21 protein-coding genes are annotated in these 19,510 nt (G+C 66.3%); 14 read left to right on the top strand and 7 right to left on the bottom strand.

Annotated elements, in window-relative coordinates; genetic code table 11:
- The first annotated feature begins 19 nt into the window (after nt 1–19).
- On the top strand, nt 20–1,642 hold the full coding sequence (locus tag ABE422_RS11660) for an FMN-binding glutamate synthase family protein (RefSeq protein WP_346483027.1): 1,623 nt from the start codon (nt 20–22) through the stop codon (nt 1,640–1,642).
- Complete coding sequence (locus tag ABE422_RS11665) at nt 1,639–2,118, top strand: GNAT family N-acetyltransferase (protein ID WP_313217848.1); 480 nt, start codon at nt 1,639–1,641, stop codon at nt 2,116–2,118. Before ABE422_RS11660 ends, ABE422_RS11665 begins: the two co-directional genes overlap by 4 nt.
- 107 nt (nt 2,119–2,225) lie before the next feature.
- Here ABE422_RS11665 and ABE422_RS11670 read toward each other — a convergent pair whose 3' ends face one another.
- Together ABE422_RS11670 and ABE422_RS11675 are read right to left on the bottom strand one after the other, a co-directional pair.
- Nucleotides 2,226–3,473 carry a TIGR03862 family flavoprotein gene (locus ABE422_RS11670; RefSeq protein ID WP_313217849.1) on the bottom strand — a complete coding sequence of 416 codons (1,248 nt, stop codon included), beginning with the start codon at nt 3,471–3,473 and terminating at the stop codon, nt 2,226–2,228.
- 10 nt (nt 3,474–3,483) lie between these two features.
- A complete protein-coding gene (locus ABE422_RS11675) occupies nt 3,484–3,924 on the bottom strand; it encodes an FKBP-type peptidyl-prolyl cis-trans isomerase (protein ID WP_346463725.1) in 441 nt (146 codons plus the stop codon).
- Nucleotides 3,925–3,991: 67 nt separating this feature from the next.
- On the opposite strand from ABE422_RS11675, the gene ABE422_RS11680 reads away from it, so the two are divergent.
- The 4 genes from ABE422_RS11680 (at nt 3,992) to ABE422_RS11695 (ending at nt 6,897) form a co-directional block, all read left to right on the top strand.
- Entirely contained in the window at nt 3,992–4,357 is a 366-nt protein-coding gene (locus ABE422_RS11680; protein ID WP_313212019.1) for a DUF6164 family protein, read from the top strand.
- A gap of 49 nt (nt 4,358–4,406) precedes the next feature.
- Nucleotides 4,407–5,159 (top strand): sulfurtransferase, encoded by a 753-nt coding sequence (locus tag ABE422_RS11685; RefSeq protein ID WP_346463723.1) that lies wholly within the window; start codon nt 4,407–4,409, stop codon nt 5,157–5,159.
- A 138-nt stretch (nt 5,160–5,297) separates the two neighbouring features.
- A complete protein-coding gene (locus tag ABE422_RS11690; protein WP_346465493.1) occupies nt 5,298–6,290 on the top strand; it encodes an LLM class flavin-dependent oxidoreductase in 993 nt (330 codons plus the stop codon).
- 97 nt (nt 6,291–6,387) lie between these two features.
- Nucleotides 6,388–6,897, top strand: coding sequence for a pyridoxamine 5'-phosphate oxidase family protein (locus tag ABE422_RS11695; protein ID WP_121041737.1), 510 nt, complete (start codon nt 6,388–6,390; stop codon nt 6,895–6,897).
- A gap of 162 nt (nt 6,898–7,059) precedes the next feature.
- Here ABE422_RS11695 and ABE422_RS11700 read toward each other — a convergent pair whose 3' ends face one another.
- Both ABE422_RS11700 and ABE422_RS11705 read right to left on the bottom strand, forming a co-directional pair.
- A complete protein-coding gene (locus ABE422_RS11700) occupies nt 7,060–7,716 on the bottom strand; it encodes an exopolysaccharide biosynthesis protein (protein ID WP_313212015.1) in 657 nt (218 codons plus the stop codon).
- On the bottom strand, nt 7,700–9,010 hold the full coding sequence (locus ABE422_RS11705) for a hemolysin family protein (protein WP_346481855.1): 1,311 nt from the start codon (nt 9,008–9,010) through the stop codon (nt 7,700–7,702). The genes ABE422_RS11700 and ABE422_RS11705 overlap by 17 nt, the downstream gene beginning before the upstream one ends.
- Before the next feature lie 282 nt (nt 9,011–9,292).
- On the opposite strand from ABE422_RS11705, the gene ABE422_RS11710 reads away from it, so the two are divergent.
- Together ABE422_RS11710 and ABE422_RS11715 are read left to right on the top strand one after the other, a co-directional pair.
- Nucleotides 9,293–9,919, top strand: coding sequence for a DUF47 family protein (locus tag ABE422_RS11710; RefSeq protein WP_121041743.1), 627 nt, complete (start codon nt 9,293–9,295; stop codon nt 9,917–9,919).
- 13 nt (nt 9,920–9,932) lie between these two features.
- Entirely contained in the window at nt 9,933–11,054 is a 1,122-nt protein-coding gene (locus ABE422_RS11715; RefSeq protein ID WP_121041745.1) for an inorganic phosphate transporter, read from the top strand.
- Between the two features lie 105 nt (nt 11,055–11,159).
- On the opposite strand, the gene ABE422_RS11720 is transcribed toward ABE422_RS11715, so the two are convergent.
- The 3 genes from ABE422_RS11720 to parE all read right to left on the bottom strand — a co-directional run bounded on the left by ABE422_RS11720 (nt 11,160) and on the right by parE (nt 14,214).
- Nucleotides 11,160–11,732 (bottom strand): GNAT family protein, encoded by a 573-nt coding sequence (locus ABE422_RS11720; protein WP_313212011.1) that lies wholly within the window; start codon nt 11,730–11,732, stop codon nt 11,160–11,162.
- 41 nt (nt 11,733–11,773) lie between these two features.
- Nucleotides 11,774–12,217, bottom strand: a complete 444-nt coding sequence (locus ABE422_RS11725; protein WP_346483028.1) for a GNAT family N-acetyltransferase — start codon at nt 12,215–12,217, stop codon at nt 11,774–11,776.
- Nucleotides 12,218–12,324: 107 nt separating this feature from the next.
- Entirely contained in the window at nt 12,325–14,214 is a 1,890-nt protein-coding gene (gene parE / locus ABE422_RS11730; RefSeq protein ID WP_313212009.1) for a DNA topoisomerase IV subunit B, read from the bottom strand.
- 163 nt (nt 14,215–14,377) lie between these two features.
- Between parE and ABE422_RS11735 the strand changes: the two genes are divergently transcribed.
- The 6 genes from ABE422_RS11735 (at nt 14,378) to eno (ending at nt 19,507) form a co-directional block, all read left to right on the top strand.
- Nucleotides 14,378–14,617 (top strand): hypothetical protein, encoded by a 240-nt coding sequence (locus ABE422_RS11735; RefSeq protein ID WP_313217859.1) that lies wholly within the window; start codon nt 14,378–14,380, stop codon nt 14,615–14,617.
- A 261-nt stretch (nt 14,618–14,878) separates the two neighbouring features.
- On the top strand, nt 14,879–15,139 hold the full coding sequence (locus tag ABE422_RS11740) for a hypothetical protein (protein ID WP_313212007.1): 261 nt from the start codon (nt 14,879–14,881) through the stop codon (nt 15,137–15,139).
- A complete protein-coding gene (locus ABE422_RS11745) occupies nt 15,136–16,800 on the top strand; it encodes a CTP synthase (RefSeq protein WP_313212006.1) in 1,665 nt (554 codons plus the stop codon). Before ABE422_RS11740 ends, ABE422_RS11745 begins: the two co-directional genes overlap by 4 nt.
- A gap of 105 nt (nt 16,801–16,905) precedes the next feature.
- A complete protein-coding gene (gene kdsA, locus ABE422_RS11750; protein ID WP_088433181.1) occupies nt 16,906–17,736 on the top strand; it encodes a 3-deoxy-8-phosphooctulonate synthase in 831 nt (276 codons plus the stop codon).
- Entirely contained in the window at nt 17,733–18,149 is a 417-nt protein-coding gene (locus ABE422_RS11755) for a hypothetical protein (protein ID WP_346483029.1), read from the top strand. The genes kdsA and ABE422_RS11755 overlap by 4 nt, the downstream gene beginning before the upstream one ends.
- Before the next feature lie 71 nt (nt 18,150–18,220).
- Complete coding sequence (gene eno, locus ABE422_RS11760; protein ID WP_121041757.1) at nt 18,221–19,507, top strand: phosphopyruvate hydratase; 1,287 nt, start codon at nt 18,221–18,223, stop codon at nt 19,505–19,507.
- Nucleotides 19,508–19,510 lie beyond the last annotated feature (3 nt).

The raw sequence follows: 19,510 nt of genomic DNA on the forward strand, positions 1-19,510 counted from the left end.
CTATTGATTGAGGAAAGCCATGCATCGCTATCTCGCGTACCTGCTCGCCATCGGGTTGTTCCCGGTCTGCCTGTGGTTGGCCACGATCTGGCCCGCCTGGTACTGGGGCGTCGGCGTGACGGCGTTGCTGGTGGTGCTGGGCACCTGGGATCTGCTGCAGAAGCGCAGCACGCTGCGGCGCAACTATCCGGTGATGGCCCACTTCCGCTACGGGCTGGAATCGATCGGGCCGGAGATCCGCCAGTACTTCGTGCAGAGCGATCTGGAGGATGTGCCGTTCTCGCGCCAGCAGCGCGCGCTGATCTACCAGCGCTCCAAGAATGAAATGGACGTGGTGCCGTTCGGTACGCTGCGCAGCACCTATGCGGTGGACTACGAGTGGATCAACCATTCGCTGGCGCCGACCGAGATCGGCCACCACGATTTCCGCATCCAGATCGGCCCGAACTGCGCCAAGCCGTATTCGGCCAGTGTGTTCAACATCTCCGCGATGAGCTTCGGTTCGTTGTCGGCGAACGCGATCCGCGCCCTCAACGAAGGCGCGCGCCGTGGCAGCTTCTATCACGACACCGGCGAAGGGTCGATTTCGCCCTATCACCGCGAAATGGGCGGCGACCTGGTCTGGGAAATCGGCTCGGGCTACTTCGGGTGCCGTGACGATGCCGGTGGTTTCAGCGAAGAGAAATTCGTCGCCAACGCCACCCATGATCAGGTCAAGATGATCGAGATCAAGCTGTCGCAGGGCGCCAAGCCCGGCCACGGCGGCGTGCTGCCGGCGGCCAAGGTGAGCGAGGAGATTTCGATCACCCGTGGCGTGCCGATGGGCGTGGATTGCGTATCGCCCTCCAGGCACAGCGCGTTCAATACGCCGGTGGAACTGCTGCAGTTCGTTGCGCGGCTGCGCGAGTTGTCCGGCGGCAAGCCGGTCGGGTTCAAGCTGGCCATCGGCCACCCCTGGGAGTGGTTCGGTATCGCCAAGGCGATGCAGGAAACCGGGCTGCTGCCGGATTTCATCGTGGTCGATGGCGCCGAGGGCGGTACCGGTGCGGCGCCGGCCGAGTTCATCGATCACGTGGGTGTGCCGATGCACGAGGCGCTGTTGCTGGTGCACAACACGCTGGTCGGCCTGGACCTGCGCGATCGCATCCGCGTCGGTGCGGCGGGCAAGGTCACCAGTGCCTTCGAGATCGCACGCACCATCGCGCTGGGCGCGGACTGGTGCAATGCCGGGCGTGGCTTCATGTTCGCGCTGGGCTGCATCCAGTCGCTGAGCTGCCACAGCGATAAATGCCCCACCGGCATCGCCACGCAGAACCCGCATCGCTGGCGTCACCTGGACGCCGCTGACAAGGCCACGCGCGTGCACAACTACCATGAGAACACCCTGCGCGCGCTGCGCGACCTGTTGTGCGCGGCCGGCTTGAACGATCCTTCCGAGTTGGGCCCGGAGCACATCCTGCGCCGCGTCTCGCCGGTGGAAATCCGCTCACTGGCTTCGCTGTACCGCTATCTGGACCCGGGTGAGCTGCTGCGCAAAGTGCCGGACCATGCGGTCTTCCACGACTACTGGGCCGATGCGCGCAGTGATTCGTTCCAGCCGCCGGCGCGCATCCAGGCGCTGCGGACAAGCAAATCGCGATGACCGATGCGCGCGACCTGCGCTTGCGCGTTGGCCGTGCCGAGGAGGCGGACAGACTGTGGCTGCTGCGCACGCGGTGCGTACGTGAACTGTGCAGTGCGGCCTATCCGCCGGAGGTGATCGCCCCGTGGTCGGCCTCACCGCCACCGGACCACTACCGCGCGCTGCTCGCCGCCGGTGGCTGCGTGATTGCCGAAGATGCCGACGGCGCGCTGTTGGGCTATGGCGTGATCGATCTGGCCGGCAACGAAATCGATGCGTTGTTCGTCGATCCCGACTGCGGCGGCCGTGGCATCGGCCTGACCTTGATGCAGGCGATGCAAGCACGGTCGGATCCGGCGCGGCCGTTGGTGCTCTCAGCCTCGCTCAATGCGGTCGCGTTCTATCGTCGCTGTGGCTTTGAAGCGTTGCGCGAGGAAAGCTACCCACACCCCAGCGGGGTAGCGCTCGCTTCGGTGCGGATGCAGCGCAGGCGCTGATGCCGGCCAGCGGCCGGCACTACCGATTGCATGTCCTGACAGGCGGTCCGGCACGCCACGGTGCGCACTACCTCGGTAGTGCCGGCCGCTGGCCGGCACCGCGTGATTCACGCCTGCGCCAACCACGCCACCACGCCACGCCCGGCGCGCAGCCCGCTGGCATAGCAGGCCGTCAGCAGATAGCCGCCGGTCGGCGCTTCCCAGTCCAGCATCTCGCCGGCACAGAAGATGCCCGGGCGCCCGCGCAGCATCAGCTGCGTATCCAGTGCTTCCAGGCGCACGCCGCCGGCGGTGCTGATCACTTCATCGATAGGACGGGCTCGCTGCAGAGCCAATGGCAGCCGCTTCAGCGCATGCGCGATCTGGTCCAGCGGCAGTTGCCCGGCCTCGCGACCCAGTACCTCGAACAGCAGCGCGGATTTGACCCCGCCCAGACCCAGCTGGCGGCGCAGGACCTCGCCGAAACTGCGGCCCTGGCGCGGCTTGCGCAGTTTTTCCGCGACCTGCGCTTCGGTCTGGCCCGGCAGCAGGTCCAGCTGCAGGGTCACCTGCCCGTCGCGGGCCAGGCTGTCGCGCAGATCGGCCGACAGCGCGTAGATCAGGCTGCCTTCGATGCCGGTCGCGGTGATCACGCATTCACCCTGCAGCGAGCGCGGCTCACCCTGCAGGTCGGTCCAGTGCGCCACCACCGGCTTGAGCGGGGCACCCGCCTGGCGCTCGCTGAAGTAGGGCGTCCAGCCGATGTCGAAGCCACAGTTGGCCGGCTTCAGCGGGGCGATGTCGATGCCGCTGGCGGTCATCGGCGCCACCCACGCACCGTCCGAGCCGAGCTCCGGCCAGCTGCCACCGCCGAGCGCGAACACCACCGCATCGGCCGTGATCGTGGTCGTGCCCTCGGGGGTTTCCAGGCGCAGCGCGCCTGCGTCATCCCAGCCAGTCCAGCGGTGCTGCACGTGGAGGCGCACCCCCTGTTCCTTCAGCCGGCGCACCCAGCCGCGCAGCAGCGGGGCGGCCTTGCGGTCGACCGGGAACACACGTCCCGAACTGCCCACATAGGTCTCCACGCCGAATGCCAGCGCCCAGGCACGCAGCGCCTCGCCATCGAAATCGGCCAGCCAGCCGCCCACCGCGTCCGCGCGCTCGCGGTAGCGCGAGATGAACACCTCACGCGCATCGGAGTGGGTCAGATTGAGGCCGCCTTTGCCGGCGATCAGGAACTTGCGCCCGGGCGAGCCCTTGGCTTCGTACAGATCGACGGTGTGGCCGGCAGCGCGCACGGTTTCCGCCGCCATCAGGCCGGCGGGGCCGCCGCCGATGATCGCGACCCGGCGTGGGGTGTTCACGGCAATGCTCATGCAGGCAGGATCAACGCGGCTTGACGTCGAGCAGTTCGACATCGAACACCAGCGAGGAATTCGGTGCGATCGGGCCGGCGCCACGCGTGCCGTAGCCGTACTCGGCCGGAATCATCAGCGTGCGCTTGCCACCCACCTTCATGCCGGCAAAGCCTTCGTCCCAGCCCTTGATGACCTGGCCCTGGCCGAGGTTGAAGGTGAAGGGCTCGCCGCGGTCGACCGAGCTGTCGAACTTGGCGCCGTGCTTGTCGGCGGTGCGCTCGTCGTAGATCCAGCCCGTGTAGTGCACGGTCACCTTGCTGCCGGGTGTGGCCTCGGCGCCGGTGCCCGGCTGGGTATCGATCTTCTCGAACTGCGCGATGCTGCCGCCGGGCGGCGGGCCGGGCGGGGTGCAGGCGGCCAGCAGCGACAACATTAGGGGGGCGAGCAGGTAACGCGGCAGACGGCGCATGGGCGGGCTCCGGATCCAAAAAACGGGGACGCAAGGGTAGCGCATCGCCGGGCGCTATCATGGGCACATGTCGAAACTGCTGCTCAACCTGCGCAATGTCGCAGACGATGAAATCCAGGATGTCACCGCCCTGCTGGACAAGGCGGGCATCGCCCACTACCGCACCGAGCCCAGCCCCTGGGGGATCTCCTTTGGCGGGATCTGGGTCCGCGATGACGCCGATCACCCTCGGGCCAAGGCGCTGATGGGCGAGTACCAGCAGGCACGCGGCGAGCGCGTGCGTGGCGAGCGTGAGGCCGCGCTGCGTGAGGGGACGGCCGAGACCTTCGGCAGCCTGATCCGCCGCCGCCCGGTGTTCGTGGTGGCGGTGCTGCTCGGCATGGCCGTCGCGACCGCGCTGGTGCTGCTGCCGTTCGTGCTGCTGCGCGGCTGATTCCAGGGCCGCTCAGGCGTAGCGCCTGCCCAGCGGCTAAAATGGCGGGATGATCGCCAATACCGCCGCTTACCACTTCACCCCCGTCGCCGACCCGGACGCGCTGTGCGCGACCCTGCTGGAGCGGGCGACCGCCGCGCAGCTGCGCGGCACGATCCTGGTGGCGGGCGAGGGCATCAATCTGTTCCTCGCCGGTGCGGAGCCGCAGATCGACGGCTTCTACGCCGCCCTGCGCGCCGATGCGCGGTTTGCCGGGCTGCGCGTGAAGACCAGCTACAGCCAGATGCAGCCGTTCGCCCGGCTCAAGGCCAAGGTCAAGCCGGAGATCATCAGTTTCCGCATCGACGACGGCCAGCCGCTGGCCTACCCGCGCGCGCCCTCGATCGATCCGGCCACGGTGCAGCGCTGGCTGCGCCAGGGGCACGATGACGCCGGCAAGCCGGTGGTGATGCTGGACACCCGCAACACCCAGGAGATCGAGTACGGCACCTTCCAGGACGCGCTGGTGCTGCCGATCACCAAGTTCACCGATCTGCCCGAGGCCCTGGCCCCACACCGCGAAGCGCTCAAGGACAGCACCGTGGTCAGCTTCTGCACCGGCGGCATCCGCTGCGAGAAGGCGGCGCTGTGGATGCGCAACGACGGCATGGACAACGTCCTGCAGCTGGACGGCGGCATCCTGGGCTATTTCGAGGCCGTGGGCGGTGAGGGCTATGACGGCCGCTGCTTCGTCTTCGACGAGCGCGTGGCGCTGGATGCGGCCCTGCAGCCACTGGTCGATCAGGACGCCGGCACCGCCTGAGCCGCCTTCACGGCCTCGATTGTCCTGAATCGTCGCGAGACGGAAATCAGCGTCTTGCCACCTGCGCCTTGTGGGCGGTGGCAAACCGGCCGGCCAGCCCCATCTCAGTGGGATATCTCCTGGTTGGAACGAGCATTCATGATGCAGCTGTCGATTCTTGATCTGGCGCCGGTCTGCGAAGGCAGCGACACCACGCAGGCCTTCGCCAACATGCTGGACCTGGCCCAGCACGCCGAAGGTTGGGGCTTCCACCGCTATTGGCTGGCCGAGCACCACAACATGCCCGGCATCGCCAGCGCCGCCACCGCGGTGCTGATCGGTCATGTGGCCGGGGGCACGAAGCGCATCCGCGTCGGTGCCGGCGGCATCATGCTGCCCAATCACTCGCCGCTGCAGGTGGCCGAGCAGTTCGGCACGCTGGCCTCGCTGTACCCGGACCGCATCGACCTCGGCCTGGGCCGCGCGCCCGGCACCGACCAGCCGACCGCCCGCGCACTGCGCCGCTACTTCGACAGCGCCGACCAGTTCCCGCAGGACGTACGCGAGCTGCTGCATTACTTCGAGCCGGCCCAGAAGGGCCAGGCCGTGCGCGCCGTGCCCGGTGCGGGCATCCCGGTGCCAGTGTGGCTGCTGGGCTCCAGTCTGTTCAGTGCGCGGCTGTCGGCGGCGATGGGTCTGCCGTTCGCCTTCGCCTCGCACTTCGCCCCGGACGCGATGGATGAAGCGCTGGCGGTCTACCGCCGCGAATTCCGTGCCTCGCAGTATCTGCAGGCGCCGTACGCGGTGCTGGGCTTGAACGTGGTCGCCAGCGATTCCGAAGCCGAGGCCAAGCGCTTGTTCACCACCCAGCAGCAGAGCTTCGTCAATCTTCGCCGTGGCCTGCCGGGTCTGATCCCGCCGCCGATCGACGACATCGAAGCGTTCTGGCAGCCGCACGAAAAGGCCGGCGTGCAGAACGCGCTGGCCTGTGCGGTGGTCGGTGACGTGCAGCAGGTGCAGGAAGGCCTCGCCGCGTTCGTCGCGCGACACAAGCCGGATGAAGTGCTGGTCACCGCCAACATCTACGACCACGCCGCGCGCAAGCGCTCGTTCGGGCTGGCGATGCAGGCGTGGCGCGCACTGCAGGTCTGAAACCGGTGCGGCGCGCGAAGAGGGCGTGACCGTGCGGTTCACGTCGCCGTAGCCGCCGATCGGCTGTGATGGTGGCTCCCCTTACAGGAGCCACCCCATGGCCGAGCACGATCGTCAGCAGCACATCAAACAACTGGCCGAACTGATCCGCGGCGTGGACATCGCGATGTTCACCACGGTCGGTGCGGATGGACGCTTGTTCAGTCGTCCGCTGGGCACGCAGGAAGTCGAGTTCGATGGCGACCTGTGGTTCGCCACCGGCGCCGACAGCCCGAAGATCGCGGAAATCACCGCCAACCCGCGCGTCAACGTGGCCTACGCATCGCCGTCGGGCAATACCTATGTCTCGGTCTCGGGTACCGCGCGGGTGGTCAATGACCGCGCCAAGATCGACGAACTCTGGTCGCCGGCGATGAAGATCTTCTTCCCCGGCGGCAAGGACGACCCGAACCTGCGTCTGATCCACGTCAGCGCCGAATCGGCCGAATACTGGGATGGCCCCGGCGGCCTGCTCGGCAAGGCACTGTACTTCGTGCTGTCGGCGGTGACCGATGATCCGGGCGCGATGTCCGACACCGGCACGGTGGATCTCAAGCCCGGCGCGTAGGTGCCGACTCGGTAATTCGGCAGGTACCGACCGCTGGTCGGTACTTCGGTAGGTACCGACCGTTGGTCGATATTTCGGTAGGTACCGACCGTTGGTCGGTAATTCGGTAGGTACCGACCGTTGGTCGGTAATTCGGTAGGTACCGACCGTTTGGTCGGTACTTCAGAACCAGCGCTGGAACAGATCCACCGTATAGCCCACCAGCTGCCCCGAACTGAAGCCGAAGAACAACACGGCGGCCACCGCGCCGATCCAGTTGAGCAGCATCAGCACGCCATCGCGTTCCAGCAGTGCCAACGCGAACAGCAGCAGCTGGAAGCCGAACAGATAATTGGTGAGCGGGATCGGCAGCGACAGCAGCACCCCGATCAGGATCAGCAACAGGCCACTGAAGGCATGCGCGGGCAGCGGTACCAGCAGCCCGGGCATCCGCGGCTTGAGCAGGCGGTCCAGCCGCCGCAGCGGACGGTCGATGCGCTCCAGGAACCGATGCATGGTGCCCCGCTTGGGTCCGCGGTTGCGGATGAAGCCGGGCAGCCAGGGGCGGCGCATGCCGCACAGCATCTGCGCGCCGATCAGCACCACCAGCGGTCCACTGACCGCACCGCCCAGCCCGGGGATCGGGATGAAGGCCGGCAGGATCGCCACGAACAGGAACACACCGAACGCGCTCTGCTGCAGATCCTGCAGGATCTGGCCCAGCAGCAGCCGTTGCTCCGGGTCACCGTGGTCGAACATCGCCAGCAGGGTACGGATACCCTCGTTGCGGTACTGGGGCCGCGTCGGATCCGGCGGCGTCGGCTCAGCCGGTGATGTCATCGGTTTCGTCTTCGCTCAGGGTGCGCAGCAGCAGCTTGTCGACACGGGCACCGTCGAGATCGACGATCTCGATGCGCCAGCCGGCCCAATCGAAGTACTCGCCCGCATGCGGGATGCGGCCGAAATAGTGGATGCACATGCCGGCCAGCGTGTAGTAGTCGCCATCATCGGCATCGGGCAGCTCGGCGTTGCCCATCAGTTCGCGCAGGTCTTCGATCGAGAGCGAGCCATCGACCAGGTAGGAGCCGTCCTCACGGGTCACCACCAGGGCGTCCTCGTCCACGTTCTCCACCGACTGCAGGCGGCCGACCACCGCGCCCATCAGGTCGCTGATGGTCACCAGGCCCTGGATCTCGCCGTACTCGTCCACCACCAGCGCCATCGACTGCTGTTCCTCGCGGAAGATCTCCAGCAGCTTCATCGCATGGGTGGACTCCGAGACGTACAGCGGCTCGCGCAGGTTCTGGAACAGCGAATGGTCATCGCGCACCAGGCGCGTCACCAGGCTCTTGACCTCCAGCACACCGACGATGTCCTGATCGTTGCCGCGGAACACCGGATAACGCGAGAATTCGTTCTCGCGCATGGTCGCGATGTTCTTTTCCGGCTCGGCCAGCGTATCCAGCCAGGCGATCCGGTTGCGCGGGGTCATCAGGCTGTCGGCGGTGCGGTCGCCCAGGCGCATGACGCGGTTCATCATGTCGCGCTCATGGGCGTCGATCACGCCGGCCTCGTGGCTTTCGGCCACCAGCATGCGGATCTCTTCTTCCGTCACCGAGGCCGATTCGTCCTTGCCCAGGCCCAGCACGCGCAACACCAGTCGGGTCGAGTGGGACAGCAGCCAGACGCCGGGCGCGGCGATCTTCGCCAGCCAGCTCATGGGCAGCGCCACCAGGCCGGCGATGTCCTCCGAACGGGTCAGGGCCAGCCGCTTGGGCACCAGTTCGCCGAAGATCAGCGTCAGGAAGGTGATCAGGGCCACGGCCAGGGTCTTGCCGACCACGCCGGAATACGCGAACGCCGGGAACATGCCCTGCAGCCACTCGGCGATGGTCAGGCCGATCGCCTCGCCACCGAACAGGCCGGTCAGGATGCCGATCAGGGTGATCCCGATCTGGACCGTGGACAGGAAGTTCTCGGGCTTCTCGGAGAGCGCCAGGGCGCGCTCGGCGCGCTTGCTGGAACCTGCCATCTGCTTCAGCCGGCTCTTGCGCGAGGTCATGACCGACATCTCGGACATGGCGAAGAAACCGTTCAGCAGGATCAGGGCGAGGACAATAATCAGTTCAAACACGGGCGGCTTCCCCGGTTGGTGGCAGGGAGGGCGTGTTCAAGCGATGTCGGCTACCGGAGGGCGCGTAAGCGCGGCGGTGCGGCGGGGGGTAAGGGTCGTCGTCCATAGAGTGCACCCGAAGGTGCCCGCGCATCTTAACAAAAGGCCGGGGCAGGGGTGCAAACAGAGTCGTTCAGACGGGGCCGTCCCAGTGTGAAGAAGGGGGGGAGTACCCGGAACAGACATCAAACCGTCATAATTCCGCCCGGTGCCGTCCTTCCTCGACGGCGAATAGGTTTCTCAATGTTCTCTCTGCAGACCATTTTTGGCTCCGGCAAACAGTTCTATACCCTGCTGGACGAGGCTGCCCAGGCCGCCCAGGACAGTTCCAAGGCGCTGCACTCCATGCTGCGCGAAGCGGACCGCCAGCCGGCGCTGGACGCCTTCAAGCTGGCCCGCCTGCGCGAGCGCGCGGCTTCGGACAAGATCAGCCAGGCGCTGGTTGACAGCTTCATGACCCCGATCGAGCGCGAAGACATCGAAGCGCTGGGCTCGGCGCTGTACAAGATTCCCAAGCAGATCGAGAAGTTCGCCGATCGCTATTCGCTGGCCACCCAGCATCTGGAACACATCGATTTCGCGCCGCGCGCGGCGATGCTCGAACAGGCCGCCAGCGTGGTGGTGGAGATGGTCAACGACCTGCGCCACATGAACCTGGACCGGATGACCGCGCTCAACGAGAAGCTGCGTTCGCTGGAAAACGAAGCCGACCGCCTGATGCTCGAGCTGTACCGCGACATCTACTCCGGCCGCCTGGACAGCCTGCAGATGTTCCTGCTCAAGGAATTCTTCGAGATCCTGGAAAAGGCCATCGATCGTTGCCGCGAGGCCGGCGTGGTGGCGTACCAGATCGTCTTGAAGAACAGCTGACGGACGCCACAGCATGCTGACCCTTGTCCTGGTGGTGATCCTGGCCGCGCTCGTTTTCGAGTTCATCAACGGCTTCCACGACACCGCCAACTCCATCGCCACCGTGGTGGCGACCAAAGTGCTCTCGCCCGGCTGGGCGGTGATGCTCGCCGCGTTCATGAACTTGATCGGCGCGCTGACCGGCACCGCCGTCGCGCTGACCATCGCTTCGGGCCTGCTCAACACCAACGTGGTCGATGTGACCCCGCAGGTGATCCTGTGCGCGCTGCTGGGCGGCATCATCTGGAACCTGATCACGTGGTGGAAGGGGCTGCCGTCCTCGTCCTCGCACGCCCTGATCGGCGGCCTGTGCGGCGCCGGCCTGGCCGCTGCCCACAACAACTGGGATGCCCTGATCTGGTCCGAGCGCATCGGCACCTGGGCCCAGAACAAGGGCCTGCTGTGGAAGGTGTTCCTGCCGATGATCACCTCGCCGATCGCCGGCTTCCTGCTCGGCATCGCGGTGATGCTGCTGCTGTGGGGCATGATCGCCGGCATGGCGAAGATCGGTGGCTTCCTGGGCCGTCTGGCCCGGCCGCGCATCGTCAATGCGTTCTTCGGCAAGGCGCAGATCGTGTCGGCGGCCTACATGGGCTTCGCCCACGGCCACAACGATGCGCAGAAGACCATGGGCATCATCGCCATGACCCTGATCGGCGCCGAGGCAACCGGTGCGCTGAACGACCTGCCGTCCTGGCTGGCGTTCATGCACCCGGATGCAACCGCCGGTGACGGCATCGCGATGTGGATCGTGCTGACCTGCGCCGTGGTGATGGCCGCCGGTACTGCCTCGGGCGGCTGGAAGATCATCAAGACCCTGGGCCACAAGATGGTCAAGCTGCACCCGATCCACGGCTTCGCCGCGGAAACGAGCTCGGCCACGATCCTGACCGTGGCGGCGCACTTCGGCATGCCGGTCTCGACCACCCACAGCATCTCCACCGCGATCATGGGCGTGGGCTTCGCCAAGAACCCGCGTTCGCTGCGCTTCGGCGTGATCGAGCGCATCGTGTGGGCGTGGATCCTGACGATCCCGGCCGCCGGCGGCTGTGCGTACCTGATCCTGCGTCTGTTCGAACTGTTCGGCTGGGCCTGATCGGTCAGCACGGTTGAACATCGAAAAGCCCGCCGGAAGGCGGGCTTTTTCGTGGGGCACCGCGGATGCAGAGGCCGGAATGGCCGGGGGTGTTTCGTGCGACGGTCACCCCGACACTGCGCTGCCTGGCCTCTGCCACTCCCGTGCCAGCAACCCATACACCGCCGAATCCGATACTTCGCCGGCGACCCGCCAGCGCTCCCGCAGCAGTCCCTCGCGCTGGAAGCCGAGCCGCGCCAGGACCTTCGCCGAGGGCACGTTGCGCGGATCAATCTCCGCTTCCAGGCGACGCAGGCGCAGCACATCGAACAGATACGCCACGAACCGTGACAGCGCCTCGTGCATGTAGCCCTTGCCCTGCGCCGACGGCGCCAGGTGATACCCGATCTCCGCACGCCGGGACGTCTCGTCGATCGCGAACACCACCACGATCCCCAGCAGCGGCCCGTCCACACGCTCCCGGATTGCCAGCTTCAACTGCGTGCCCGCATCGAGCGCGGCCAGATCGTCGAGGATCTGCACATAGGCCTGCTTGAGGTCGGTCCACGCCGGATGGTTCCAGTAGCGCATGCCGGCACGGTCGGACTGGATTGCGAACATCGCCTGCGCGTCCGTCGCGCCGATCGGGGTCAGCACCAGGCGCGCGCTCTCCAGTTGCAGGGTGGGATCGAACGGCATGACTGAACTCCGGGGATGTAGTGCGCTGCCGTGATGATGGGTCAGTGAGGGGCCAGGCGCATGTGCAGCAGTGGGTAGGGCTGGCCCTGTCCGTCCAGCGGTGAGCGACCGGTCACCACGAACCCTTGGTGTTGATAAAAGCCGACCGCCTGGTGATTTTGTTCGTTGACGTCCAGCGCATCGGCACCGAGTACCTCGATGGCATGGCGCAGCAATGCCTTGCCGATTCCGGTGCCCCTCGCGCGCGGTTCGATGAACAGCATTTCGATCCGATCATCGGCGACGCCGACGAAGCCCTGAATGACGCCATCGGCATCCTTGCATACGCGCAACGTCACGGCCGTCAGGTACTGCTCGCGGATGAGCGGACGCAGTGCGTGGATCGCCGCCTCCGGCAGGAAGCCGTGCGTAGCGCGTACCGAGGCTTCCCAGACGACGGTGATGCGGTCGTGATCGGTGGTCAGCGCAGGCTGGATATCGTACATGCGGGACGTCCTGATGCAGGTTGCCCCGATTATCACCGGTAGTGCGCGGCGTCGCCCAGGAAAAAACCCGCCGGAAGGCGGGTTTTTCCAGTGTCACAACCGGTCGATCAGACTTCCAGCGAGGCCAGATCGCCCTTCTTCTCCAGCCAGCCCTTGCGGTCGCTGGCGCGCTTCTTGGCCAGCAGCATGTCCATCAGCGAATGGGTCTGCTCGCCGTCATCGATGGTCAGCTGTACCAGGCGGCGGGTATCGGGATGGATGGTGGACTCGCGCAGCTGCTGCGGGTTCATTTCACCCAGGCCCTTGAAGCGGGTCACGCTGATCTGGCCCTTGATCTTCTCGCGCTCGATCTTGTCCAGCATCGTGCGCTTTTCTTCCTCGTCCAGGGCGTAGAACACCTGCTTGCCCACGTCGACACGGAACAGCGGCGGCATCGCCACGAACACGTGGCCGGCATCGACCAGCGCCGGGAAGTGCTTGAGGAACAGGGCGGTCAGCAGGGTCGCGATGTGCAGGCCGTCCGAGTCGGCGTCGGCCAGGATGACCACCTTGCCGTAGCGCAGGCCGGCGATGTCGTCCTTGCCCGGGTCGCAGCCGATCGCGATGGCCAGGTTGTGCACTTCTTCGGAGGCCAGCACGCTGCCCGAGGACACTTCCCAGGTGTTGAGGATCTTGCCGCGCAGCGGCAGGATCGCCTGGAAGTCCTTGTCGCGGGCCTGCTTGGCACTGCCGCCCGCGGAGTCGCCTTCGACCAGGAACAGCTCGGTGCGCGACAGGTCCTGGCTGATGCAGTCGGCCAGCTTGCCGGGCAGGGCGGGGCCCTGGGTGACCTTCTTGCGGGTCACCAGCTTCTCGGTCTTCAGACGCGCACTGGCGCGCTCGATGGCCAGCTGGGCGATCTGTTCGCCCAATGCGACGTTCTGGTTCAGCAGCAGGCTGAAGGCATCATGCGCTGCGCCCTCGACGAAGCCTGCGGCCTGGCGCGAGGACAGGCGTTCCTTGGTCTGGCCGCTGAACTGCGGATCGGTCATCTTCAGCGACAGCACGAACGACACGCGGTCCCAGACGTCTTCCGGGGCCAGCTTGACGCCACGTGGCAGCAGGTTGCGGAAGTCGCAGAACTCGCGCAGCGCCTCGGTCAGCCCGGTGCGAAGGCCGTTGGCGTGGGTGCCGTGCTGGGCGGTCGGGATCAGGTTGACGTAGCTTTCCTGGACCAGCTCGCCTTCGGGAATCCAGGCCAGGGCCCAGTCCACGATCTCGTTTTCTTTCTTCAGGTGGCCCACGAACAGGTCGGCCGGCAGCATCTCGCGCTCGCCGAGCTCGGCCTTGAGGTAATCGCTCAGGCCATCTTCGTAGTACCAGGTGTCCTGCTCGCCGGTGGCTTCATCGTGCAGCTTCACGGTCAGGCCGGGGCACAGCACGGCCTTGGCGCGCAGCAGGTGGCGCAGCGCACGCAGGTTGTACTTGGGCGTATCGAAGTACTTCGGGTCGGCCCAGAAGCGCACGCGGGTACCGGTGTTCTTCTTGCCGACGCTGCCGACCACTTCCAGCGGGGTGGCGCGGTCGCCGTTGCGGAAGGTGATGCGGTGTTCGCTCCCCTCGCGCTTGATGTGCACTTCGACCAGGGTGGACAACGCGTTGACCACGCTGACGCCCACGCCATGCAGGCCGCCGGAGAAGGTGTAGTTCTTGTTGTTGAACTTGCCGCCCGCGTGCAGGCGGGTCAGGATCAGTTCGACGCCGGGGATCTTCTCCTCGGGGTGGATGTCCACGGGCATGCCGCGGCCGTCATCGCTGACTTCGCAGCTGCCGTCCTTGAACAGCGTGACTTCGACCGTGTGGGCATGTCCGGCCAAGGCTTCGTCGACGGCATTGTCGATGACTTCCTGCGCCAGATGGTTCGGGCGCGCGGTGTCGGTGTACATGCCGGGGCGGCGCTTGACCGGGTCCAGGCCGGACAGGACTTCAATATCGGCGGCGTTATAGCGGGCGTTCATCTGTCTTCATAAAGCGCAATGCGACGGCGAAGTTTGCGGTCTGGACGGGTTTTTTGCACGCCACACGTTCAGGGGGCGGCCGACCGGGGCGCGATAGACTGTGCTGGATGGGAAACCGGAGCCTCCGGCGCCCCATTCCATGCCATACCGCGAGGAGCACCCCATGAAGAAGTTGCTGACCATCGTTGCCATCGCCGCCGCCGTCGTGGCCGTGCCCATGGCACTGGCCCAGAACGCCGGACAGGGCCAGCCCACGCCGCAGCAGGGCGAACAGGCCGACAGGGCCCAGGCGGAAGCGGACGCCAAGGCCAAGCGCCGCGCCGCCGCCACGGCCGAAATGAAGGCCAAGGGCGAGCAGGCCCCGCAGAAGGAAGAGGAAGAAGAAGCGCGGAAGAAGCGATAAGCGCTTCGCGCTGACGCTTCCCCACGGTTTGCGCGGTAAACCGTGGGCCCCGCTCACCCTGTCTTCCACATCCCCGCGCCTGTCGGCGCGCCCCCTTGAACGCCAAGGGGGCTCTCCACGAGAGAGACCTGGGGATCTGAAAAAGTACGCAACATGAGCCCCGGTATCGCGCCGGGGCTCTTCTTTTTATGTGAAGACCGTCATCCGCCCCTTGGGCTGGAGGCCGTCAATCTGTAAACTATGGCTTTCCGGGAGTAGTGCGTGTCATCCATCAGCGAATGGACTGGCCTGATCGTGCGCGATCGCCAGCAGGGTAGGCAGGAGGTGACGGTCCAGACAGCGGCCGGCACGGCTGACCCGACGTCGCTGACCCACTCCCGCACCGCATCCCCCCTGATCCCGGTCCTGGCGCGTGAAGACGCCGCCGCCAGCCGGATCGCCTCGATTTCCCCCTTTACGTCGTCCGTCGCCCTGCGCGCCGGCGCCGTTTCCCCCTTCCTGACAGGACACCCCCAGCCATGACTCCCTTGATCTTCGTAACCGGCGGCGTAGTGTCCTCGCTCGGCAAAGGCATTGCCGCCGCGTCGCTTGCCGCCATCCTCGAGGCCCGCGGCCTGCGGGTGACGATGATGAAGCTTGATCCGTACATCAACGTCGACCCGGGCACCATGAGCCCGTTCCAGCACGGTGAGGTCTACGTCACCGATGACGGCGCCGAGACCGATCTGGACCTGGGCCATTACGAGCGCTTCGTGCGCACCCGCCTGAGCCGCAAGAACTCGGTCACCACCGGCCGCATCTACGAGAACGTGATCCGCAAGGAGCGCCGCGGCGACTACCTGGGCGCCACCGTGCAGGTCATTCCGCACATCACCGATGAAATCCGCCGCTGCATGGACGAGGCCACCGAAGGCTTCGACGTGGCGCTGGTGGAGATCGGTGGCACCGTGGGCGATATCGAGTCGCTGCCGTTCCTGGAGGCGATCCGCCAGGTGCGCACCGAGCGCGGCCCGGAGAAGGCGCTGTTCATGCACCTGACCCTGGTGCCGTACATTGCTGCGGCCGGCGAGCTGAAGACCAAGCCGACCCAGCACTCGGTCAAGGAACTGCGCTCGATCGGCATCCAGCCGGACGTGCTGCTGTGCCGTTCCGAGCAGGTGGTGCCGGATTCGGAGCGCCGCAAGATCGCCCAGTTCACCAACGTCTCCGAGCGCGCCGTGATCAGCGTGCCGGACGTGGACGTGCTGTACCGCATCCCGATGGGCCTGCACGCGCAGGGTCTGGACGACATCGTGGTCAACCAGCTCAAGCTCGGCGACAAGGCCGGCCCGGTCGATCTGGCCGAGTGGGAAGCGGCGGTGGATGCCACGCTGCACCCGCTGGACGAGGTCACCATCGCGGTGGTCGGCAAGTACGTCGATCACCAGGACGCCTACAAGTCGGTCGGCGAGGCGCTCAAGCACGGTGGCCTGCGCCAGCGCACCAAGGTCAACCTGAAGTGGCTCGAAGCGCAGGAGCTGGAAGACAGTGACCTGGCCGCGCTGAAGGATGTCGACGGCATCCTGGTGCCGGGCGGCTTCGGCGACCGTGGCTTCGAAGGCAAGGTGCTGACCTCGCAGTTCGCCCGTGAGCAGAATGTGCCGTACTTCGGCATCTGCTACGGCATGCAGGCCGCAGTGGTCGATTTCGCCCGCCATGTGGCCGGCCTGGAAGGTGCCAACAGCACCGAGAACGACCGCCAGTCGCCGAACCCGGTGATCGGCCTGATCACCGAATGGCGCACCGCCACCGGCGATGTGGAAAAGCGCGACGACAAGAGCGATCTGGGCGGCACCATGCGCCTGGGCCTGCAGGAACAGCGCCTGAAGCCGGGCACGCTGGCCCGCGAGCTGTACGGCAAGGACGTGGTCTCCGAGCGTCACCGTCACCGCTACGAGTTCAACAACCGCTACCGCACCCAGCTGGAAGATGCGGGCCTGGTGATCGCCGGCAAGTCGATGGATGACACCCTGGTGGAAGTCATCGAGCTGCCGCGTGACCAGCACCCGTGGTTCCTGGCCTGCCAGGCGCACCCGGAGTTCCTGTCCACGCCGCGCGAAGGCCACCCGCTGTTCATCGGCTTCATCCGTGCCGCGCGCGAGCGCAAGGCCGGTGGCAAGCTGGCACAGGACGCAGCCGCCTGATCGGCATGCCGCACTTGCAGTGGGGGCCGCGTGCCCCCATTGCAGAGCGCTAATCACCCACGGCGGCTGGCCTGGCCAGTGTTCGCCGGACAACAAGGAAACGCCATGAAACTGTGTGGATTCGACGTCGGGCTGGACCAGCCCCTGTTCCTGATCGCCGGCCCGTGTGTGATCGAGTCGATGCAGCTGCAGCTGGACGTGGCTGGCAAGTTGAAGGAAATCACCGATCGCCTCGGCATCAACTTCATCTTCAAGTCGAGCTTCGACAAGGCCAACCGCACCTCGGGCACCGCCTTCCGCGGCCCGGGCATGGAGGAGGGCCTGAAGGTCCTGGCCGAAGTGAAGAAGCAGATCGGCGTGCCGGTGCTGACCGACGTGCACGAATACACCCCGATGGACGAAGTGGCCTCGGTGGTGGACGTGCTGCAGACCCCGGCGTTCCTGGTCCGCCAGACCGATTTCATCACCAAGGTGTGCGCGACCGGCAAGCCGGTCAACATCAAGAAGGGTCAGTTCCTGTCCCCGTGGGACATGAAACCTGTCGTGGAGAAGGCCAAGGCTACAGGCAACCAGGACATCATGGTCTGCGAGCGCGGTGCCAGCTTCGGCTACAACAACCTGGTCAGCGACATGCGCTCGCTGTCGGTGATGCGCGATACCGGGTGCCCGGTCGTGTTCGACGCCACCCATTCGGTGCAGCTGCCGGGCGGGCAGGGCAACAGCTCCGGCGGCCAGCGCGAGTTCGTGCCGGTGCTGGCGCGTGCGGCGGTCGCTGTCGGTGTGTCGGGCCTGTTCGCCGAGACCCACCCGGATCCGTCCAAGGCGCTGTCCGACGGCCCCAACGCGTGGCCGCTGGACCGCATGGAAGAACTGCTCGAAACCCTGATGGAACTCGACGCGGTCACCAAGAAGCACGGGTTTTCGCGCTTCGCATGATGGCCGACGTTCCGGCGTCCCCCGCGGTGCGCCGCGGCTGGCGCGGCTGGACCTGGGGCTGGATCGCGCTGGGCGCGGCGATCGCCACCTGGTGCGGGGTGTTCGTGCTGGTGGTGCTGATGTTCACCAGCATGGGCTCGCCCGGTGATGGCGACAACGCACTGCGCGCGGTGATGCCCATGCTGTTGGCGACGCTGTCGCTGACCGGCACCGCCGCACTGGCCTGCGTGACCGCCAGCGTGCTCGCGTTCCGGCTGCGCCGGCAACCGGCCGGCGGCGGCGTGGCGCTGGCCCTGCTGGCGTTGTTGATGCTGGTGTTGTTGATCCCGTCGCTGACCTCGCGCCACGCCAGCGTGGCCGGGGTGCCGCCCGCCACCCTGCCGATTTGGCAAGTGACGGGTGTGCAGGGATAATCACGCGGCATGTTTTTTTTTGGCGCTGCGTTGGCGGCGCCTCCCCCTCTCTGACTGGTAACCGGCCCGCTATGACCACGATCCGCAGCATCCACGCCCGTGAAATCCTCGACAGCCGTGGCAACCCCACGCTGGAAGCCGAAGTCATCCTCGAGGACGGCTCGTTCGGTCGTGCCGCGGTGCCGTCCGGCGCCTCGACCGGCACCAAGGAAGCCGTGGAACTGCGTGACGGCGACAAGACCCGTTACCTGGGCAAGGGCGTGCGCAACGCCGTGTCCAACGTCAACACCACGATTGCCACGGCGCTGAAGGGCTTCGACGCCGCCGACCAGGAAGGCCTCGACCGCCGCCTGATCGATCTGGACGGCACCGAGAACAAGGGCCGCCTGGGCGCGAACGCGCTGCTGGGGGTTTCGCTGGCCAATGCCCACGCCGTGGCCGCCTCGAAGAAGCAGGCGCTGTGGCAGCACCTGGCCAACGGCCGCGACGTCACCCTGCCGGTGCCGATGATGAACATCATCAACGGCGGCGCGCATGCCGACAACAACGTCGATTTCCAGGAATTCATGGTGCTGCCGGTCGGCTTCACCTCGTTCTCCGAGTCGCTGCGTGCCGGCACCGAAATTTTCCATTCGCTCAAGTCGGTGCTCAAGGGCCACGGCCTGAGCACGGCGGTGGGCGACGAAGGCGGCTTCGCGCCGGACTTCCGCAGCAACGTCGAAGCACTGGACACCATCCTGGAAGCCATCGGCAAGGCCGGCTACACCGCCGGTGAAGACGTGCTGCTGGGCCTGGACGTGGCCTCCAGCGAGTTCTACGAGAACGGCAAGTACAACCTGGTCGGCGAGAACAAGCGCCTGACCTCCGAGCAGTTCGTCGACTTCCTGGCCGACTGGGCTGCGCAGTACCCGATCGTGACCATCGAAGACGGCCTGGCCGAGAACGACTGGGCCGGCTGGAAGCTGCTGACCGACCGCATCGGCAACAAGGTCCAGCTGGTGGGCGACGATCTGTTCGTCACCAACCCGAAGATCTTCAAGGAAGGCATCGAGTCCGGCACCGCCAACGCGATCCTGATCAAGGTCAACCAGATCGGCACCCTGACCGAGACCCTGGAAGCGATCGCCATGGCGCACGCGGCCAACTATGCCTCGATCGTCTCGCACCGTTCGGGCGAAACCGAAGACACCACCATCGCCGACATCGCCGTGGCCACCACCGCCACCCAGATCAAGACCGGCTCGCTGTGCCGCAGTGATCGCGTGGCCAAGTACAACCAGCTGCTGCGTATCGAGGAAGCCCTCGGTGCCGGCGCGCGTTACGCCGGTCGTGACGCGTTCGTGTCGCTGAAGCGCTGATCC

This window comes from Stenotrophomonas sp. TWI1151 (assembly GCF_039673135.1).
Classification (GTDB): Bacteria; Pseudomonadota; Gammaproteobacteria; order Xanthomonadales; family Xanthomonadaceae; genus Stenotrophomonas.

What these genes read in the sequence shown, in the direction of transcription:
- ABE422_RS11665 (WP_313217848.1), top strand. Translation starts at nt 1,639, where the DNA reads ATGACCGATGCGCGCGACCTGCGCTTGCGCGTTGGCCGTGCCGAGGAG.
- ABE422_RS11680 (WP_313212019.1), top strand. Translation starts at nt 3,992, where the DNA reads ATGTCGAAACTGCTGCTCAACCTGCGCAATGTCGCAGACGATGAAATC.
- ABE422_RS11745 (WP_313212006.1), top strand. Translation starts at nt 15,136, where the DNA reads ATGACTCCCTTGATCTTCGTAACCGGCGGCGTAGTGTCCTCGCTCGGC.
- ABE422_RS11735 (WP_313217859.1), top strand. Translation starts at nt 14,378, where the DNA reads ATGAAGAAGTTGCTGACCATCGTTGCCATCGCCGCCGCCGTCGTGGCC.
- ABE422_RS11675 (WP_346463725.1), bottom strand. Translation starts at nt 3,924, where the DNA reads ATGCGCCGTCTGCCGCGTTACCTGCTCGCCCCCCTAATGTTGTCGCTG.
- ABE422_RS11685 (WP_346463723.1), top strand. Translation starts at nt 4,407, where the DNA reads ATGATCGCCAATACCGCCGCTTACCACTTCACCCCCGTCGCCGACCCG.
- ABE422_RS11715 (WP_121041745.1), top strand. Translation starts at nt 9,933, where the DNA reads ATGCTGACCCTTGTCCTGGTGGTGATCCTGGCCGCGCTCGTTTTCGAG.
- kdsA (WP_088433181.1), top strand. Translation starts at nt 16,906, where the DNA reads ATGAAACTGTGTGGATTCGACGTCGGGCTGGACCAGCCCCTGTTCCTG.
- eno (WP_121041757.1), top strand. Translation starts at nt 18,221, where the DNA reads ATGACCACGATCCGCAGCATCCACGCCCGTGAAATCCTCGACAGCCGT.
- ABE422_RS11660 (WP_346483027.1), top strand. Translation starts at nt 20, where the DNA reads ATGCATCGCTATCTCGCGTACCTGCTCGCCATCGGGTTGTTCCCGGTC.
- parE (WP_313212009.1), bottom strand. Translation starts at nt 14,214, where the DNA reads ATGAACGCCCGCTATAACGCCGCCGATATTGAAGTCCTGTCCGGCCTG.
- ABE422_RS11725 (WP_346483028.1), bottom strand. Translation starts at nt 12,217, where the DNA reads ATGTACGATATCCAGCCTGCGCTGACCACCGATCACGACCGCATCACC.
- ABE422_RS11695 (WP_121041737.1), top strand. Translation starts at nt 6,388, where the DNA reads ATGGCCGAGCACGATCGTCAGCAGCACATCAAACAACTGGCCGAACTG.
- ABE422_RS11720 (WP_313212011.1), bottom strand. Translation starts at nt 11,732, where the DNA reads ATGCCGTTCGATCCCACCCTGCAACTGGAGAGCGCGCGCCTGGTGCTG.
- ABE422_RS11755 (WP_346483029.1), top strand. Translation starts at nt 17,733, where the DNA reads ATGATGGCCGACGTTCCGGCGTCCCCCGCGGTGCGCCGCGGCTGGCGC.
- ABE422_RS11700 (WP_313212015.1), bottom strand. Translation starts at nt 7,716, where the DNA reads ATGACATCACCGGCTGAGCCGACGCCGCCGGATCCGACGCGGCCCCAG.
- ABE422_RS11710 (WP_121041743.1), top strand. Translation starts at nt 9,293, where the DNA reads ATGTTCTCTCTGCAGACCATTTTTGGCTCCGGCAAACAGTTCTATACC.
- ABE422_RS11670 (WP_313217849.1), bottom strand. Translation starts at nt 3,473, where the DNA reads ATGAGCATTGCCGTGAACACCCCACGCCGGGTCGCGATCATCGGCGGC.
- ABE422_RS11690 (WP_346465493.1), top strand. Translation starts at nt 5,298, where the DNA reads ATGATGCAGCTGTCGATTCTTGATCTGGCGCCGGTCTGCGAAGGCAGC.